The organism is Psychroserpens mesophilus (genome assembly GCF_000826645.1).
In the GTDB taxonomy this organism is placed as follows: Bacteria; Bacteroidota; Bacteroidia; order Flavobacteriales; family Flavobacteriaceae; genus Psychroserpens; species Psychroserpens mesophilus.
In genome coordinates, this window is record NZ_JXJP01000020.1 from 377,974 (window position 1) to 397,220 (window position 19,247).

Consider the following 19,247-nt stretch of genomic DNA (forward strand, 5'->3'; position numbering starts at 1 on the left):
GATTTAAATCTTAATTCATTGATATTGTTGTCAGTTTACTTTTTTTTAAAGCCTTTTCAATTGGTTTTACTAGATTTCTGATGATTTGTTCGCCATTGGGATCATCAACTAAAGCAACGAGAATATAGCGTCTGTTTGGATCATTTCCCCAAACTAAAATTGAATCGGAGTGATAGGTTTTCCATGAACCAGATTTTCGGTATAAATCGGCCTCAGGCGCAATCTTTTCTACGGTATTCACAAATTTATGATGCAATTCAGGATTGCCCATTATTTTAAGCATTTGCTTAGAGCGATTTCTATTTACTAATTTGCCATTAGCCAATAAGTAAAAATAGCGACACACTTGGTTAACAGTAGCAGCATGACTTAAATTTTTAAGAGGTTCTCTGTTCGTATCTCCACCACCTCCATAGCGTTTGCCTACCCAAAGGCCACCACCATAATCCTCATCATAAAACATGTATTTAGGGTCTGTCATAACCGATTCAATTTTGTTATAACCTAGTCGGTCAATCATTCTAGTTGAAGCCGCATTATCAGATTTACTAATCATCAAACGCATATCTTTTTTTACAGCGTCGGTTTCTTTTAATTCACCTTTTTCCAAGGCATCCATTGCCGATAACAGAATTGCAATTTTTGGTAAACTTGCAGCATACATCATGTGGTTACCATTGACATTTGCAAACTTTACATTTTGAGGATCGCTTAAATCCACAATACCAACAGCCATTTTTTTCTGAGAAACCAATAATCTCCACTCGGAATTATTATTAATCTCGAATTCTAATTTTGATTGTAAATCTTGATTAGCAAATTGTCTTAAGGGTTTAATTTTTGAATCAGGAGTTTTTATAGGAAGTCCGTTCTGAGCATTCAAAATAGAGGTGCAACCTATTAGTAATAAGAAATATAAGAGTCTTGTTTTCATCAAAAAATAGTTACATATTAAACTAATCAAAATTATTCAATAAATAAATTGCTAGACTGTTAAATTTTATACGAAGCTGAAAATAAATTCCTGAGCAAAAACGCATAGTTTTTAGCAAATGGTCGCAAAAAATGTTAAAATTTTATGATGTGTATTTTTTAAGAACCGCTTAAAGTGGAATATTTCCGTGTTTGCGTTTTGGTTTATTCACTTCCTTATTCTTTAACATGGAGAACGCTTTAATTAATTTTCGTCTCGTATCTTTTGGAAGGATTACTTCATCAATAAAACCGCGTTCTGCAGCACTGTATGGGTTTGCGAAAAGTTCAGCGTATTCGGCTTCTTTTTCTTTCCATTTGGCTTCAGGGTCTTCTGCGGAAACAATTTCACGTTTAAAAATAATTTCGGCTGCACCTTTGGCTCCCATAACAGCAATTTCGGCATTTGGCCAGGCAAAATTCATATCTGCTCCTATATGTTTTGAATTCATAACATCATAAGCACCTCCATACGCTTTTCTTGTAATGACTGTTACTCTCGGAACAGTTGCTTCACTAAATGCATACAATAATTTCGCACCATGAACAATAATACCATTCCATTCTTGATCGGTTCCTGGTAAAAATCCTGGTACATCTTCTAAAACCAGTAACGGAATATTAAAACAATCACAGAAGCGAACAAATCGCGCAGCCTTTTTAGAACTCTTTACGCCTAAAACTCCAGCCAAAAACATTGGTTGATTAGCTACGATACCAATAGATTTTCCTCCCAAACGTGCAAAACCAACTATAATATTTTCGGCATAGTCTTTATGAATTTCATAAAAAGAATCGTCGTCGATAATGCCTTCAATAACCTGATGCATATCGTAAGGTTTATTTGGGCTTTCAGGAACAATATCAGATAAACTCTCTCTAATTTCGTCTTGTAATTTGTATTCTAGATCTTTAGGAGTTTCCTTATTGCTTTGAGGTAAATAACTCAATAATTTTTTAATATCTTCTAAGCATTCTACATCGTTGGCAGAGGTTTTATGGGCCACGCCAGATTTGGTAGAATGCACGCTTGCACCACCAAGTTCTTCACTGGTTACTTCTTCATTAGTTACCGTTTTAACGACATTCGGACCCGTTACAAACATATAACTCGTGTCTTGAACCATAATAGTAAAATCGGTCATAGCTGGTGAGTACACAGCACCTCCAGCACAAGGTCCCATAATCGCTGATATTTGAGGAATCACTCCAGAAGATTGAACATTTCGGTAAAAAATATCGGCATAACCTCCGAGAGAACGAACACCTTCCTGAATACGAGCACCTCCAGAATCGTTTAAACCAATGACTGGTGCACCAACATTAACTGCCATATCCATGATTTTACAGATCTTTTCGGCATGTGTTTCAGATAATGAGCCACCAAATACAGTAAAATCTTGAGCAAACACATAAACCAATCTTCCGTTGATTGTACCATATCCTGTAACTACACCATCACCATAAAACTTTTGGTCTTCCATACCAAAGTCTTTAGTACGATGGGTTACCAGAGCACCTATTTCTTCAAAGGAACCTTCATCTAAGAGGTATAAAACACGTTCTCTTGCTGTTAGTTTTTTCTTTTTGTGTTGTTTATCAATACGTGCTTGTCCACCTCCTAATTTGGAAAGTTCAAGTTTTTCGTCAAGGGTTTTTATCTTAGAGTCCATAGTGTCTTAGTTTGGTAATCGTAATAATTTTTGATCTTCTAAATAGCATTTTAATGCAGTTTTTGCTGCGATTTTAGCTTCCTTATGGTGTTGCGCTTCCAAAAGGCTAGGCGAGTAGTATTTTTTTACAAAATGTGTGTCAAAATTTCCACTTTTAAAAGCTTCATGTTCACAAACAAAGCGACCGAACGGTAATGTCGTTTGTACACCTTTAATGTGATAATTATCAATAGCTTTAATCATTAATTGAATCGCTTCTGAACGAGTCTTACCATACGTAATTAACTTAGAAAGCATTGGGTCATAATAAATAGGAATATCCATCCCTTCCTCAAAACCATTGTCGACACGAATATTCTCGCCAACTGGTAATTGATAGATTTCCAGATGTCCTACACTAGGTAAAAAGTCGTTCATTGGATCTTCAGCATATACGCGAAGTTCTAAGGCATGACCGTTAATTTTTAAATCCTCTTGCTTGATGTCTAAAGCTTCACCACGAGCCACTTTGATTTGAAGTTCCACTAAATCTACACCAGAAATCCATTCTGAAACAGGATGTTCGACTTGTAATCTTGTATTCATTTCCAGGAAATAGAAATTATGATCAGCATCTAATAAAAACTCAACAGTTCCAGCACCCAAATAATCACAGGAACGAGCCACATTAATAGCTGCTTGCCCCATTTTTTCTCGCAATTCAGGAGTTAAAACTACAGAAGGTGCTTCTTCAACCACTTTTTGATGACGACGTTGTATAGAACATTCACGTTCAAAGAAGTGAAGGATATTTCCATGACTATCAGCCATCACCTGAATTTCGATATGTCGAGGAGAGGTGACATACTTTTCAACAAACACAGAGCCATCGCCAAAAGCTGAAGTCGCTTCACTAATGGCACGTTTCATTTGTTCTTCAACATCTTTTTCTTTTTCAACAATACGCATGCCTTTACCACCACCACCTGCAGCCGCTTTGATGAGAATTGGAAATCCGATTTCCTTCGCAATTTGAATAGCCTCTTTAGGATCAGTAATAGCATGATCGACACCAGGAACCATTGGGATGTCGTAATCTTTAACAGCATCTTTAGCCGCTAATTTATCTCCCATCATATGGATGGCTTTGGAACGCGGACCAATAAAAATGATGTTATTTTTTTCAGCAAGTTCAGCAAAGTCAGCATTTTCACTTAGGAATCCATAACCAGGATGAATACCATCAACCTCTAAGGATTTTGCTACTTCTATGATTTTATCACCTTTTAAATATGATTGGTTTGAAGGTGCTGGACCAATGCAAACGGCCTCGTCTGCATATTTTACATGCGGTGCATTTCGATCGGCTTCAGAATATACAGCTACTGTTTTAATTCCCATTTTTTTTGCAGTTCGCATTACGCGAATAGCGATTTCGCCACGATTGGCAACTAATATTTTTTTCATAAATATCTTTTTAAAAGATTATGTATGTGCTTAGATTTATAAATGCATTACTTATTCAAACTCAATTAGAAGCGAGTTTTTGTCTACAGTTTGACCTTGTTTCACCTTAATAGATTTGATAATTCCTTCTCTAGGAGACGTAATTACATTTTCCATCTTCATGGCTTCAAGAATTAAAAGGGCATCATCTTCTTGTACATTTTGACCTTCTGAAACATTAATCTCAAGGATTAGTCCTGGCATTGGTGCTTTAATATTGTTGACCTGCTTAGTCGCACCAACTTCAAACCCTAAGGCGACAATCAATTGATCTAAATCATCATTAATATCTACCTCGTAAGTATTGTTATTGACTTTTACTGTATAGCATTTTTTGTTGAAATCAGACTTTAAAACTGAGGCTTTTACAGAGTTGTTATTTAGTAAAATATGAAATTGATTTTTGGAAGTTTCAATGATATCTAGTTTATCTAAATCCGTTGTGGAAATGTCAAAACTGTGTGAATTATTGACTTTTATTTTATACATAAAATTGAAGTTTATAAGGTCTTGTAAAGTTAAGGAAATAGCCACTCCTAAAATATGAAAAATATCATATTCTGTAAACTATTCTTTACAAAGATTTAAATTGTGAACGCTCTTGATGTTTCTGAATTGCTTTCCTCGATAATAGAATTCCTATAATCAACGATACAAAAGCACCTAACCAAATACCAGGAATGAATTTAATGAACAAAAAGAAGTCATATGCACCATGAAACAATATCGCTAATCCTAATCCAGCAAGATTTAATCTAATTCGGTTAGATGAAAATTTAGCTTTTCCCATGAAGTAACCCATCAATATCCCAAAAGTAGCATGAGCAGGAACTGCTGTAAATGCTCTTAAAACAGCAACTTCTGTTCCACCTTGTATGACGTAAAATACATTTTCAGTAGCGGCGAAACCCATCGATACCATAACAGCATAGACAATACCATCAAAGGGTTCATTAAACGCAAGTCTTGGTTGAGCAAAATAGCGAACTATGACATATTTGCTAAACTCTTCAACCAAACCAACTACAAAAAATGCTTTCACAAATTGTTGCAAAACACTAAAATCATCTTTTAACGGTAAAATAATATCAAAACCTAAATAGAGAAATGTCGTAATGATAATACTGACGATAGCACCTAAAACAAAACTCAAAAGCAGTAATCCAGCAGGTTCTTTTTCATATTTATCTTTACAATAGATATAAACAATTATAATGAGAACTGGTGCAACAGCAAGTAAAACCGTATTCATACCGGAAAAGTAGTAAAAATTATAACGTCAATCTCGTTTTTATGGCATCAACTACGATTTCGTAATATTTGCGATTACTGGAAACGAAATGATTGTTAGTAGTGCTCATGTTTAAAAGTGAATCGAATTCTTCCAGAGTAACAAATTTTAAGGCTTCAACTTCATCCTCTTGCGGAGTTAATTCATTGATGTTAATCTGAATTTCAGCAATGAAAGTATTATGAAATTCGTTATCCACGATGCCGTTGGGATAAGACTGAAAGCATTTAAAAATACCGATTTTTATAAGTTGTCCTTCTGAAAGATTAATACCAATTTCTTCTTTAGCTTCTCTTAACGCAGCTTGTTCTGGAGTTTCACCTGCATCAATGTGTCCTGCAACTGAAACATCCCAGAGTAACGGACAAATGACTTTTGACGCTGCACGTTGCTGAAGTAATATTTCACCTTTAGAATTAAAACACCAAAGATGAGCAGTATTGTGTAAATGACCTTTAGCATGTATTTCAGATTTTGGCACTGAAACTCCAGTAGGTTTTCCATTTATATCTACAATGTCAATGTATTCTTCCAAAGCAAGCGTTTAAAGTACAGATGTTATACAACGAACTAGTCGGTCAAAATCTGTTTTTGTATTGTATAAATGACAAGAAATTCGGATGTATTCACCACGAAACGATACATGAATTTGTTGTGCCTGTAAAGTTGATTTTAGTTGTGTAATATTTATGTCAATCGGAAGTTTAACACCAAAAAGGTGATGAGTTCTGAACGCTTCATCTTCAATTATACAGCCTAAATTAGAAAGCTCTTTAGTCGCTTCATGAGAAATCGATCTGCAATAGTCTTGAATAGCTTTAGGTGTCCATTCTAAAAGCTGAGTCAGAGCCGCAATTTGCATTTTTATAGAAATGAAATTTGCATGTTGTCCAGCTGCATAACGATTAGCAAAGGGTTTGTATTCTGATTCGTAATTGGTTAAGCCAGCAAAATTTTCGCTATGTCGTCTGTTAGACCAATTGTCTTCAATAGGATTGCCGTTATCAAAATAGCTTCCAAAATAGGCATAAGCACAACCATAAGGTCCGAATAGCCATTTATAACCAGCACAAATTAAAGCGTCAGGTTGCACGTCATCTACTGAAAAAGGCAAAGCACCAATAGTCTGACTTCCATCAACGATGAGTAAAGCATTGTGTATATTCGTTTTGCTTCTGATGGCTTTTAAATCGAAAATCGTTCCATTAGACCAATGAATATTTCCTAAAGCAACAACAGCAGTATTAGAAGTAATAGCTGCTAAGATATCAGCATTCCACTGCTTACCATTAGAGTCATTACTTTTCGGATTTTTTACAGTGACAATCTTGGCATTATAGGTTTCAGCTAAACGTTGCCAAACATATATATTACTTGGGAATTGCTCTTCAATCACTAAGATTTCATCATTAGGATTGAGTTTGATATTGTTCGCAACAGAAGCCATTCCGTAGGAAACAGATGGAATAGTTACAATACGTTCAGGCTCCTTGCAATCTGTAAGTTTTGCAAACAAAGCTTTGAGTTCTGAGACTGGATCAAAAAAATCGGAAACAGGAATGGTGTAAGGTTTGCTTTTTTGAAGTACAGCATCAATTCCAGCTTGCTCTACAGCTTTAAAAGAAGGCGAGAGGCTAGCTATATTTAAATAGGTCACGTCTTCTGGAATGCTGAACAAATGTTTTTGATGCTGTATCATTAATCGTATAGCTGAATCTTTAGTTTGATGCTCTGCGGTATGAGGTAGAACCTTTTTTTTCGGTGTATCCTAAATCACATTTAAAACAATTAATGTGTTATTCAAAATATGAAAACGTTTCACCTTCCTTTATCTTCAATAAGGTTTCATAAATCATCTTAATCACATTTTCAACGTCTTCACGATGCACCATTTCCACCGTTGTATGCATATAGCGCAAAGGCAATGAAATTAAAGCGGAAGCAACTCCACCATTACTATACGCAAAAGCATCTGTGTCTGTTCCAGTAGCTCTCGATAACGCTGAACGCTGGAATGGGATTTTTTTAGCTTCAGCAGTATCTGTAATTAAATCACGAAGTTTTTGTTGTACAGCTGGTGCATAAGCGACAACAGGGCCTTTGCCCATTTCTAAATGACCTTCTTTCTTCTTATCGATCATTGGTGTTGTTGTATCATGAGTCACATCTGTTACGATGGCTACATTAGGTTTGATACGATCAGTTATCATTTGTGCACCACGTAAACCAATTTCTTCCTGAACCGAATTCGTTACATACAATCCGAAAGGTAATTTCTTTTTATTTTCTTTAAGTAAACGAGCCACTTCAGCAATCATAAATCCGCCCATTCTATTATCTAAGGCACGACATACAAATTTATCTTTATTAAGAATGTGAAATTCATCAGGATAAGTAATCACACAACCAACATGTACACCAAGCTTTTCAACCTCTTCTTTTGTTGCACAACCACAATCGATAAAAATATTATCTGGTTTTGGAGGTTCTTCTTTAGACTTATTTCTGGTATGAATGGCAGGCCAGCCAAAAACACCTTTGACAATGCCTTTTTTGGTGTGAATGTTTACAATTTTACTTGGAGCAATCTGGTGATCACTACCACCATTTCTGATGACGTATATTAATCCGTTGTCTGAAATGTAATTCACATACCACGAAATTTCATCGGCATGACCTTCAATAACAACTTTGTATTTAGCTTTCGGATTTATGACACCAACAGCAGTACCATAAGTATCTGTAATAAATTCATCTACATACGGTTTTAAATAGTCCATCCAAATGTTTTGTCCGTCCCATTCATATCCTGTAGGAGAAGCGTTGTTTAAATATTTTTCTAAGAAATCTAGTGATTTTTTGTTGAGTATACCTTTTGTAGCCATTTATAAAAATTTTGTACTAAATTAATAATATTAATAGGATTTTAAGGTTTTACACATTGTAAATATTTAATTTTGACGAAAGTTTAAAATTGAGTTTGGAATGGTTTTAGCTCAATCAGAGATAATGAAGTTAATCACATTTTTATTTATTGCGTTTCCAGTCTTTGTATTTGCTCAAATGGACCCAATACAACAAGACTCAACTGCTGTTGAATATATTTTAGTAGAAGGCGATTCCATCCCTAAAACGGCTATTAGTCTTAATGAAGTTTTATTATTGCAACAATTGAAATTTGATTCTAAAGACGAACGAATTAAATATTTGATATTAAAACGAAAAACTATCAAGGTTTATCCATATGCCAAGTTAGCGGCAGAACGCTTAACAACTTTAAACGCGCGATTGGCGACTCTTGAGACAAAACGAGCAAAACGTCGATATGCGAAACTTATTCAGAAATATATTGAAGAAGAATTTTCTGCTGAACTCAAGAAATTAACCAGAACAGAGGGTCAGATTTTAATCAAACTCATACACAGACAAACGGGTAAAACAACGTTTGATCTCATCAAGCAGTTGCGAAGTGGTTGGCGAGCCTTTTGGTTTAATACGACAGCGAGTATGTTTGATATATCATTAAAACGAGAATTTGATCCACTTCATGTTAAGGAAGATTTTTTAATTGAGGATATTCTTGAACGTGCTTTTCAGGATGGCATATTGAAACGTCAAGAACCAGCATTAGATTTTGATTACTATGATTTATCTGATAAATGGCTTAAAAATAAAACTCCAGAGACAAAACAGTAATGCGAATACAATCGGCTTTTGAAGAACGACTAAATGCTTGGAGCCATGGACTAGGAGCTGCTTTAGGAATAGCAGGACTTGTACTACTAGTTGTTTTTCTGAAGCAAGAAACACCTTATGCCTTGTTTAGTGTGATTGTTTATGGCATTTCAATTATTGTTCTTTTTTTGGCATCAACATTTTATCATGCCGTAAATGATGAACGTCGTAAACATTATTTTAGAATAGTAGATCATATTAGTATCTACTTGCTTATTGCTGGTACATATACGCCTGTCTTACTAATTATGTTACCTGACAGTTTGGGTTGGGAATTGTTCTGGACGGTTTGGGGAATTGCGGCTTTTGGAGTCATTTTGAAACTCTTTTTTACTGGAAGATTTGAAACTTTTTCTACCTTGTTGTATCTGGTAATGGGATGGCTGATTGTATTTGATTTCTCAACGCTTGCAGATCGGATGGATACTAACGGACTTCTATTACTGTTTGCTGGAGGACTATTTTACACTGTCGGAATTGTATTCTATGCCATTGAAAAGATTCCTTATAATCATGTGATTTGGCACTTTTTTGTCCTAGGAGGTGCAATTTGCCATTTTTTTATGGTCTACTTTTATATCATTTGAGCTTACTTTTTTTTAAAGTCAAAAGCGCATAAAGTGATACCAAAACCCATGCACCTTCTAAAATAATAAAAGGCACGTAATCTAAAAGCACTGAAGCGATACAAGCTAATGTGGCTCCAATCAAATTCAATTTAATAAACGCGATATCTTTGTGATTTAATGTTCCAATAACATTAAGAAAATAGGCGAGTAGGATAAGAAATACACCAATAGAACCAATCCAGTCTGTATATGTCATGGTATAATTATTTGAGTAGAAATTCTTTCAAATCTGTGTAGTTTGAAATAGAAGTTGCTACTTTCTCTTTATGCATTATCGCTTTAATTTGAGGAGGAAGGTCAACAGTCGTTTTAATAACGTCTTCAACGACATCCAAAAACTTTGTTGGATGCGCAGTTTCCAGAAAGACACAGTGTGCATCTGGATGGTTTTTTAAATACGATTTACAACCTAAATACCCAACTGCGCCGTGAGGATCTGCAATATAGTTATATGTTTCATAAATTTCTTTTAAAGCCAATCGGGTGGCATCGTCTGTAAAACTGAAGGACGATAAATTTTCTTTTAACTTGCTGAAATCATTTTTATAAATTTCCTGAATACGAATAAAATTACTCGGATTTCCAACATCCATAGCATTGCTGATGGTTTGAACTGAAGGTTTTGGTTTGTAAGTTTCCGTGTTTAAATAGGTTGTTACGACATTATTGGCATTATTTGATGCTACAAAATGTTTGATAGGTAAGCCTAATTGTTGTGCCATCATGCCTGCACAAATATTTCCGAAGTTTCCACTTGGAATCGAAAACACAATATCATCATAAGAATTATGCAGTTGCTTGTAGGCAAACATAAAATAAAATAGCTGAGGCAACCAGCGTGCAACATTGATTGAGTTGGCCGAGGTAAGTTGCATTTTATTGGTCAATTCTTCGTCTAAAAATGCACGTTTAACCATGTCCTGACAATCATCAAAAACACCATCAACTTCTAAGGCAGTAATATTTTGACCAAGTGTTGTGAGTTGTTTTTCTTGAATATCACTTACTTTTCCGGAAGGATATAAAATCACAACATTTACGCCTTTTACACCTAAAAATCCGTTGGCAACTGCACCTCCTGTATCTCCTGACGTAGCCACTAAAACCGTCACTTCATTCGTGTTGTTGGCATTGAAATAGCCTAAGCATCTCGCCATAAAACGTGCGCCAACATCTTTAAACGCCATTGTTGGTCCGTGAAATAACTCAAGTGTAGAGATGTTTTTATCTAATTCAACAACTGGAAAATTAAAATTTAGGGTGTCCTGAATGATATCTTTTAATATGGCTTCAGGAATATCAGGACTTACAAATTGCCTAATAGCTTCAAAAGCAATTTCAGTGTATGATAAATCATCAATATTTTCAAAAAAAGACTTCGGTAAAGCCGTAATATGTTTGGGAAAATACAAGCCTTTATCTGGAGCCAGGCCTTTAATAACAGCATCTTTAAATGTGGTGTCTGGAGCCTGTTTATTTAAACTGAAATACGTCATGGTTATTCTAATATTTTAATGCCTTCCGTATTAATTTTTGAAAGATGAATTTCAAAATCAATACTTGTTTGAGAATATACCTTTTGGATGGCATCTCTTACTTTCATTGCCTGTTCCTCTCCTTTGCATAAACTAAAAATTGAAGGTCCAGAACCCGAAATGCCACAACCCAAAGCACCATGTTTTAATGAGGTTTCTTTTACAGCATCGAAATGTGGAATCAGCTGACTTCGATATGGCTCCACGATAACATCTACAAGACTTTCACTTAACAAGTTGTAATCTTCAGTATGTAAAGCATGAACTAAGCTGCCAACATTAGACCATTGCTCAATAGCATCTTTCATATCAACTTTTTGTGGTAGAATAGCTCTCGCTTCGGAAGTCTTAATTTCTATTTGCGGATGAATAACCACAGCAAATAAATCTTTTGGTGTTGGCAATTCTATAATTTTTAAAGGCTTCAAGCTTTTTACCAAAGTAAATCCTCCAAAGAGCGCAGGAGCGAGGTTATCTGCATGCTCACAGTTACTTGCTAACGCTTCGCCTTTCATGGCAAAGTTTGTTAATTGCGTTTTATTATAAGGTTTTCCAAGTAATTCATTCATTGCGAAAACACTTCCTGCGGCACTAGCTGCACTACTTCCAATGCCGCTTCCAGGTTTGATATTTTTATAGATTTCCAATTCAAATCCGAAGTCCGGATTAGCATCTTTATATAGTGCAAGCGCGGAAACACCAGCCACATTGTTTTCGGCTTCAAAAGGTAAATCGTAGCCTACAATTTTTGAGATGGTGATGCCTTTTTGAGTTGTTTTTCTAATAATCATTTCATCGCCAACGGTGTCTAAGCAAAACCCAAGCACATCAAATCCACAGGATACATTTGCTACGGTTGCAGGTGAGAAAATTTTTATTTGATTCGAAGTTTTTTCCACAATGAAGCCTTATTTATTTCCTATTTTAATAATATCTGCAAACAATCCGGAAGCTGTGACATCAGCTCCAGCACCAGCGCCTTTAACAATTAGTGGTTGTTCTGGATAACGTTCGGTGTAAAACATGACAATATTATCTTTACCTTCTAAATTGTAAAACGGATGGCCTTCAGGAATTTCTCTTAAACCCACTTTAGCTTTTCCATTTTTATATTCTGCAACATATTTCAACTGACAATTTTTGGTTTTCGCAGAAGCGTATAATTTTTGAAAATGTGCTTCATCAGCTTTAAGCGTTTTGTAGAAATCATCAACTGTTTTGCTGTTGAGATTAGCTTCCGTCAGGAACGACTTATTATCGATATCTTCAATTTCCATCACTCCGCCATTCTCTCTGGCAAGGATTAATATTTTTCTAGCCACATCAATACCACTTAAATCTATACGAGGATCAGGTTCGGTATAGCCTTCAAACTGTGCACGCTTAACAGTATCGTGGAAGTTTGTACGATCGCTAAAGTTGTTAAATACAAAATTTAAACTTCCAGATAAAATAGCTTGGATACTTGTGACTTTATCGCCAGAGGCTACTAAATTGTTCAGGGTGTTAATAATTGGCAATCCTGCACCAACGTTGGTTTCATACAGAAAAGCAGTGTTGTAACTCAAGGATAAGTCTTGAAGCTTTTTATAATTGTCGTAAGTTCCAGAACAAGCAATTTTATTACAAGCAACAACGGCAATACTTTGTTTTAAATAATTATCGTACCATTTGGAGACACCTTCATCTGCAGTAATGTCAACAAAAATACTATTTCGTAAATTCAGGTCCACTACTTTGTTAAAAAAGCCTTGTAAACTAGATTTTTCAGCGTAATGAAACTGAGATGCCCAATCGTTAAGGTTGATACCATCTTCATTAAAGATCATTTTTCTGGAGTTCGCCATACCAGCAATACGCACATCAATTTTGAGTTTTTTCTTAAGGAAATTATGCTGCTGTGTAATTTGATCTATAAGTTTTTCACCCACATTTCCAATGCCTACAATAAACACATTGAGTTGTTTTGTTTTAACTTCAAAAAAACGTTCGTGCAAGACATTCAGTGCTTTTTTAACATCATTATTATTAATAACTGCTGAAATATTTCGTTCAGAAGCACCTTGTGCGATGGCTCTAATATTAATATTATTTTTGCCTAGCGTACTGAACATTTTTCCACTAATCCCTTGGAAATTTTTCATGTTATCACCAATAAGAGCAATGATCGATAAGCCATCTTCAATAAGTATTGGATCAATTTTGTGAAGCGAAATTTCATTTTCAAACGCTGTATCAATCGCAACTTTTGCTTTATCAGCATCACTGATGTCAATTCCGAAGCAAATAGAGTGTTCTGAAGATGCCTGAGTAATGAATATGATATTGATCTTTTCTTGAGCAAGCGTTTCAAATAAACGTTTTGAAAACCCAGGAATACCAACCATGCCACTACCTTGTAAGGTCAATAAGGCAATATTATTGATGTTTGTAATCCCTTTTACAGGTGATTTGGTTAGTAGTTCTATTTCGGAAGAAATTGTAGTGCCAGTTTCTTCAGGTTTTAGAGTATTCTTTATCTGTATAGGTATGTTTAAATCTAAAGCAGGCTGAACTGTTGGAGGATACAATACTTTTGCTCCAAAATGTGAAAGTTCCATAGCCTCCTGATACGATAATTGCTTTATAGGATAAGCGTGTTTTACCAGTTTCGGATTTGCAGTAAACATACCACTAACGTCAGTCCATATTTCTAACTGTATAACTTTTAAGGCAGCAGCAATGATAGCAGCAGTAAAATCTGATCCACCACGACCTAACGTTGTAATTTCTCCTAGTTGCGATCTTGAAACGAATCCAGGAATAATAGTGATATCTTGATTGGCCGATTTGAAATATGTTTTGATATTTTCGTTTGTATCTTTAAAAATCACATTAGCCTTGGTGAAATTTGAATCGGTCACTATCAATTCCTGAGCATTTTTTCTTTCAGCGTAAATGCTTCTGGATTTCATGGTTTCGGTAATGATATATGAAGATAACAATTCGCCAAAACTCAATAATTTATCGGTCGTTTTTGGAGATAATTCATTAATTAAAAACAAGCCATCTAAAAGATCCTTTAATTCTTTAAGTGTGTCTTCAACATATTTTACGACTTCTTTATTTTTTTTCGGAATAAGAGTGTCAATAAGTTTTAAATGACTTCGCTGAATAGCTAAAAACGCCTCTTTGTAATCTTTGTTTTTTGATTGAGCCAGACGACCAGCATTTAGTAATTTATCAGTGATTCCGCCTACGGCTGAAACGACACAAATCACTTTTTCGTTATCAGATTTCTTTTCTAATATAGAGATTACCTGATTGATGGTATGTGCCGAACCAACAGATGTGCCTCCGAATTTTAAAACTTTCATTAGTATTGATTTACAACTTAAATGGAGTTGTTTTATATTAAGTTCCAAAAGTATTACTTTTACTTTTAAATAAAACTTAAGACGTGAAAATTTTCTCGAAAGAACAAATATATGAAGGTGATAAATTGACTGCTGAAAAACAGAATATTACCTCTACAGAATTAATGGAACGCGCAGGCATTCAAATCTTCAACTGGTTGCACGTTAGAATGCAAGGTGCTCAAGTGCCTATTCATGTCTTTTGCGGCATAGGTAATAATGGAGGCGACGGTTTAGTTGTAGCCAGACACTTAATTATTCATGGCTATAATGTAAAAACCTATATTGTTAATTGTAGTGATAAACGTTCAAAAGATTTTTTGATTAATTATGAGCGTATTAAGGAAACGACAAAAGATTGGCCAGCGATGTTAACCTGTAAAGGAGACTTTCCTCAAATTCACAAAGATGATATTATTCTTGATGCCGTATTTGGAATAGGTTTAAATCGTCCTGTAGATGAATGGGTCGCTCAATTATTTATGCATTTCAGAGCTAGCAATGCCTTTACACTTTCGGTAGATATTCCATCTGGTGCTTTTACCGACAAGGTTGTTGAAAATGAAGACAGTGTTGTATGGGCAAACCATACTTTAAGTTTTCAATCACCAAAATTAATTTTTTTCCTACCTGATACAGCTAAATATTCATTGCAATGGGAAGTTTTAGATATCGGTATTGACAGAGAGTTTTTGTTTAAAACAGAAACAGAAGTTGTCCTTATCGGAAAACATGAAGTGTTACCCATGTATCAACCTCGTGAGAAGTTTGTACATAAAGGCACTTACGGACATGCTTTAATTCTAGGCGGAAGCTATGGAAAAATAGGAGCAACAGTTTTGGCTAGTAGGGCTGTATTAGCTTCTGGAGCAGGACTGGTAACCACTTTTATACCGAAATGTGGTTATTCGATATTGCAAACTGCTTTACCCGAAGCCATGGTGATCACAGATTCAAGTGAGTCCATTATTACTGATATTAATTTTGAAATAAAACCACAAGTTATTGGTTTGGGAATTGGTATGGGAACTGATCCAGAAACTATAGCTGCTTTAGAGAAATTTCTAAAATCTAATAAAGTTCCATTGGTTGTTGATGCTGATGGATTAAACATTATTTCAAAGAAGAAGACCTTAATTAAATTGTTACCCAAACGCTCGGTACTAACCCCTCATCCAAAAGAATTAGAACGTTTAATTGGAAATTGGAAAGATGATTTTGATAAACTTAAAAAAGTCAAAGCGTTTTCAAAGAAATATGATGTAATTGTAGTCATTAAAGGCGCAAATACCATTACAGTTTACAAGGATAGATATTATGTCAATACCACTGGAAATCCGGGTCTTGCGACCGCTGGGACTGGAGATGTATTAACTGGGATTATCACAGGAATGATAGCTCAAGGTTATAATGCATTACAAGGAACATTGTTCGGAGTTTATCTTCATGGTCGTTCTGCAGATATAGCTATAGAAGATTTAGGCTATCAAAGTTTAATTGCGAGTCATGTCATTGATGCATTGGGAGAAGCCTACATTGACTTGTTTAAACAGCCAGAACAACCACAAGCTGAACAACCAAAAGATGAAAATTAGGTAATAGCTTAATTCATATTTACTAAAAAGTCACTCCATTCAGAGTGACTTTTTCATAATATTATAGTCGGTATGAGTTATCCCATATTAGCTTTTGAGTTTTTCTTCTAAAAGTTCAACTAATTGTGGATTTGAAGGTCTAGGAGCATCAGGACTTACGATATTTCCATTAGGATCGATAAGAATAAAACGAGGAATACCATTCACCTTATAATTTTTTACAAAATCAGATTGCCAGGCATTATCAGAAAACAACTGAATACCACCTAAGTCTTTATCTTTAACCATTTTTTTCCAAGCTTCAAATGCTTTTTCTTTTGTTCCACTTCGTCGTTCATCATCAACTGAAATACTAACAAACTCAATGTTTTGTCCATGAAATTGCTCTTCTACTTTTTTAAGCGAAGGAATTTCGCGTTTACAAGGACCACACCAAGTTGCCCAAATATCAACATATACATATTTACCTTTTAAGTCAGAAAGCGATGTTGTTCCACCTGCATGGTTAATGTAATTTTCAAAAGTAGGAGAAGGAGATCCTTCAGGAAGCGCATCTCTTAAAGCTATTTTTCCAGATAAATATTTCTTTAAAGACGTAATAGTGCCTTCCATGGTTTTCACCCCATTTGCTTTATGTAAAGAGTCTAACCCTTTATAATTTGATTCTAGTTTCTGAAACCCTTCCTTGTAAGCCGAAACGGCCTTCTCTAAACGTTCAGAATTTGGGTTCGCAAATAAATCATCAGTAAAATAATTATCTGCTAATAAATAAGATTGAATGACATAATTATTAATGTCTGAGCCATCACCTTTGTAGACTAAAGTTTTATCAAAATCTGTATAATCCGTTTCAAAAGAGGTTACAAAACCATTCTTTAAATAAATAGATCCTAACTCATCACCATGTCTAAGTGTATAATCCCCTTCAGCAACTTTTAAAGTGTCACTAAAAGTACCATCTTCATTTACCGTAATAACTTTTTCAAAATCTTTATCTTTATATACTTTCAAAGTTTTACTCTCGTGAGGATTTAAAATTTTTCCACTAATAGTAACATAGTCTTTTGGTTCTTCTTTACACGCTAAAATAGACAGAGCGCACATTAGGACTAAAATTTTTTTCATTTGATCAGATTTAAGTTTTATCAAAAATAATGGATTATAAGTATTTTAGTCACATTTTATTAATTATTAACATTTGTTGCATACTATACATCTATTGTTGATTTTTGAAAAAACAATTTAGCGATAATGAATACAGTACATAAAATTTCTTCTGAAACATTAGATCTTCCTACAATACATAATATAATTTTTTTACAGAAAAAATTAGAATTATCAACTGATGCAGAGCATAAAATCTCTAAGTGCAGAGCATATCTAGATGCAAAAATGAAAAATGAAGGAGCTCCAATTTATGGTATTAATACGGGTTTTGGGTCTTTATGTAACGTAAAGATCTCAAAAGATAAACTCACACAATTACAAGAGAATCTCGTCATGTCTCATGCCTGCGGAATAGGTGATTTGGTGCCTAAAGCGGTTGTTAAGTTGATGTTGTTTTTGAAAATACAGTCTCTGAGTTATGGACATAGTGGTGTTCAACTAGAAACAGTAAAGCGACTCATATATTTTTATAATCATGATATTTTACCTTTGGTCTATACGCAAGGTTCATTGGGAGCGTCTGGAGATCTGGCTCCACTGGCACATTTAGCATTGCCTTTAATTGGTAAAGGAGAGGTTCATTTTAACAATGCCGTTTGTAGTTCAGAATCCGTTTTAAAAGCACTTAATTTAAATCCAATTAAATTGCAATCTAAAGAAGGTTTAGCATTGCTTAATGGTACTCAGTTTATGAGCGCTTATGGAATTCACTTACTTATCAAATCGTATAAGTTGTCCTATATGGCAGATTTAATATCTAGTGTTTCATTAGATGCTTTTGATGGAAGAATTGAACCATTTAATGAGTTAGTGCATTTAGTTAGACCTCATAACGGACAACTAAAAACGGCAAAACGTATTAGAGAATTTCTTCAAGGAAGTGAATTGATTAGCCAAGAAAAAATCGATGTTCAGGATCCTTATTCGTTCAGATGTATTCCTCAGGTTCATGGAGCAACAAAAGACACATTAGCATTTGTTAAAAAGACATTTATTACTGAAATCAATTCGGTAACAGATAATCCAAATGTGTTTGTTGATGAAGATGAAATTATTTCAGGTGGAAATTTTCACGGACAGCCATTAGCATTAGCATTGGATTATTTAAAGATTGCAATGGCAGAACTTGGAAATATTTCAGAGCGAAGAATTTATCAACTGGTTTCAGGATTAAGAGGTTTGCCAACTTTTTTAGTAGACAATCCAGGTTTAAACTCAGGGTTTATGATTCCGCAATACACAGCAGCTAGTATTGTTAGTGCCAATAAGCAATTAGCAACTCCTGCTAGTATTGACAGCATTGTCTCAAGTAATGGTCAAGAAGACCATGTGAGTATGGGAGCTAATGCAGCAACGCAAGCTTACACATTAATATATAATGTAGAACGGATTTTATCAATAGAATTGCTTAATGCTTCTCAAGCACTGCATTTTAGAAGTCCTAAATTGTCTTCTCCTTTAATTAATTCTTTATTAATAAGTTATAGAGAACAGATTCCGTTTCTACGAGAAGATGGTATTTTTCATAAAAAAATAAAAACTTCTATACGTTTTATCGAAGAATTTAGCATCGAAAATGAATTACTTTTCGACTAAATGCAGATAAAAATGCTTAACGGTTCATTAAATAAAAAAATAGAGAATTTATTTGGCATTCAACATTTTATCCTCTACTTTTGAAAGTAAGCCAAGGTGTATTTTTCACAAATGGCTTTCACTAGAAGTATATAATAGCAAATATTTTTAGTGGTCTTACCAAAAAATTGTTTG

The 19,247-nt window shown here is 34.7% G+C and carries 17 protein-coding genes; 4 read left to right on the forward strand and 13 right to left on the reverse strand.

The features are described from left to right. Positions 1–10: 10 nt before the first annotated feature. The 8 genes from TD18_RS14430 to TD18_RS14465 form a co-directional block, all read right to left on the reverse strand. Entirely contained in the window at positions 11–934 is a 924-nt protein-coding gene (locus TD18_RS14430) for a serine hydrolase (RefSeq protein WP_040253945.1), read from the reverse strand. A gap of 169 nt (positions 935–1,103) precedes the next feature. Next, complete coding sequence (locus TD18_RS14435; protein WP_040253948.1) at positions 1,104–2,645, reverse strand: acyl-CoA carboxylase subunit beta; 1,542 nt, start codon at positions 2,643–2,645, stop codon at positions 1,104–1,106. A 6-nt stretch (positions 2,646–2,651) separates the two neighbouring features. Beyond that, positions 2,652–4,091 (reverse strand): acetyl-CoA carboxylase biotin carboxylase subunit, encoded by a 1,440-nt coding sequence (gene accC / locus TD18_RS14440; protein ID WP_040253950.1) that lies wholly within the window; start codon positions 4,089–4,091, stop codon positions 2,652–2,654. Positions 4,092–4,142: 51 nt separating this feature from the next. Further along, positions 4,143–4,619: an acetyl-CoA carboxylase biotin carboxyl carrier protein subunit gene (locus TD18_RS14445; protein ID WP_040253952.1), complete on the reverse strand. Its 477-nt coding sequence runs from the start codon at positions 4,617–4,619 to the stop codon at positions 4,143–4,145. An 85-nt stretch (positions 4,620–4,704) separates the two neighbouring features. Then, positions 4,705–5,382 (reverse strand): PrsW family intramembrane metalloprotease, encoded by a 678-nt coding sequence (locus tag TD18_RS14450; RefSeq protein ID WP_040253954.1) that lies wholly within the window; start codon positions 5,380–5,382, stop codon positions 4,705–4,707. 19 nt (positions 5,383–5,401) lie between these two features. Then, positions 5,402–5,956 carry an NUDIX hydrolase gene (locus TD18_RS14455; protein WP_040253957.1) on the reverse strand — a complete coding sequence of 185 codons (555 nt, stop codon included), beginning with the start codon at positions 5,954–5,956 and terminating at the stop codon, positions 5,402–5,404. A gap of 9 nt (positions 5,957–5,965) precedes the next feature. Continuing rightward, positions 5,966–7,120: an aminotransferase class V-fold PLP-dependent enzyme gene (locus tag TD18_RS14460; RefSeq protein WP_040253959.1), complete on the reverse strand. Its 1,155-nt coding sequence runs from the start codon at positions 7,118–7,120 to the stop codon at positions 5,966–5,968. A 97-nt stretch (positions 7,121–7,217) separates the two neighbouring features. Further along, positions 7,218–8,306 (reverse strand): M42 family metallopeptidase, encoded by a 1,089-nt coding sequence (locus TD18_RS14465; protein ID WP_040253961.1) that lies wholly within the window; start codon positions 8,304–8,306, stop codon positions 7,218–7,220. A gap of 124 nt (positions 8,307–8,430) precedes the next feature. Between TD18_RS14465 and TD18_RS14470 the strand changes: the two genes are divergently transcribed. Beyond that, positions 8,431–9,117: a DUF4294 domain-containing protein gene (locus TD18_RS14470; RefSeq protein WP_040253963.1), complete on the forward strand. Its 687-nt coding sequence runs from the start codon at positions 8,431–8,433 to the stop codon at positions 9,115–9,117. After that, positions 9,117–9,743 carry a PAQR family membrane homeostasis protein TrhA gene (gene trhA, locus TD18_RS14475; protein WP_040253965.1) on the forward strand — a complete coding sequence of 209 codons (627 nt, stop codon included), beginning with the start codon at positions 9,117–9,119 and terminating at the stop codon, positions 9,741–9,743. The genes TD18_RS14470 and trhA overlap by 1 nt, the downstream gene beginning before the upstream one ends. Here the strand turns inward: trhA and TD18_RS14480 are convergent. From TD18_RS14480 to thrA, 4 genes are read right to left on the reverse strand one after another with little or no spacing between them, the layout of a single operon-like run. Further along, positions 9,736–9,981 carry a CBU_0592 family membrane protein gene (locus TD18_RS14480; RefSeq protein ID WP_040253967.1) on the reverse strand — a complete coding sequence of 82 codons (246 nt, stop codon included), beginning with the start codon at positions 9,979–9,981 and terminating at the stop codon, positions 9,736–9,738. The two genes, trhA and TD18_RS14480, sit on opposite strands and share 8 nt — an antisense overlap. A gap of 7 nt (positions 9,982–9,988) precedes the next feature. Beyond that, a complete protein-coding gene (gene thrC / locus TD18_RS14485) occupies positions 9,989–11,281 on the reverse strand; it encodes a threonine synthase (protein ID WP_040253969.1) in 1,293 nt (430 codons plus the stop codon). Between the two features lie 2 nt (positions 11,282–11,283). Then, positions 11,284–12,219 carry a homoserine kinase gene (locus TD18_RS14490; RefSeq protein WP_040253971.1) on the reverse strand — a complete coding sequence of 312 codons (936 nt, stop codon included), beginning with the start codon at positions 12,217–12,219 and terminating at the stop codon, positions 11,284–11,286. A 9-nt stretch (positions 12,220–12,228) separates the two neighbouring features. Beyond that, positions 12,229–14,676 (reverse strand): bifunctional aspartate kinase/homoserine dehydrogenase I, encoded by a 2,448-nt coding sequence (thrA, locus tag TD18_RS14495; RefSeq protein WP_040253973.1) that lies wholly within the window; start codon positions 14,674–14,676, stop codon positions 12,229–12,231. Between the two features lie 83 nt (positions 14,677–14,759). Between thrA and TD18_RS14500 the strand changes: the two genes are divergently transcribed. Further along, entirely contained in the window at positions 14,760–16,310 is a 1,551-nt protein-coding gene (locus tag TD18_RS14500; protein ID WP_040253975.1) for a bifunctional ADP-dependent NAD(P)H-hydrate dehydratase/NAD(P)H-hydrate epimerase, read from the forward strand. 87 nt (positions 16,311–16,397) lie between these two features. On the opposite strand, the gene TD18_RS14505 is transcribed toward TD18_RS14500, so the two are convergent. Further along, on the reverse strand, positions 16,398–17,435 hold the full coding sequence (locus TD18_RS14505; RefSeq protein ID WP_040253977.1) for a TlpA family protein disulfide reductase: 1,038 nt from the start codon (positions 17,433–17,435) through the stop codon (positions 16,398–16,400). Positions 17,436–17,561: 126 nt separating this feature from the next. On the opposite strand from TD18_RS14505, the gene hutH reads away from it, so the two are divergent. Then, positions 17,562–19,073, forward strand: a complete 1,512-nt coding sequence (gene hutH, locus TD18_RS14510; RefSeq protein ID WP_040253980.1) for a histidine ammonia-lyase — start codon at positions 17,562–17,564, stop codon at positions 19,071–19,073. Positions 19,074–19,247: the final 174 nt, after the last annotated feature.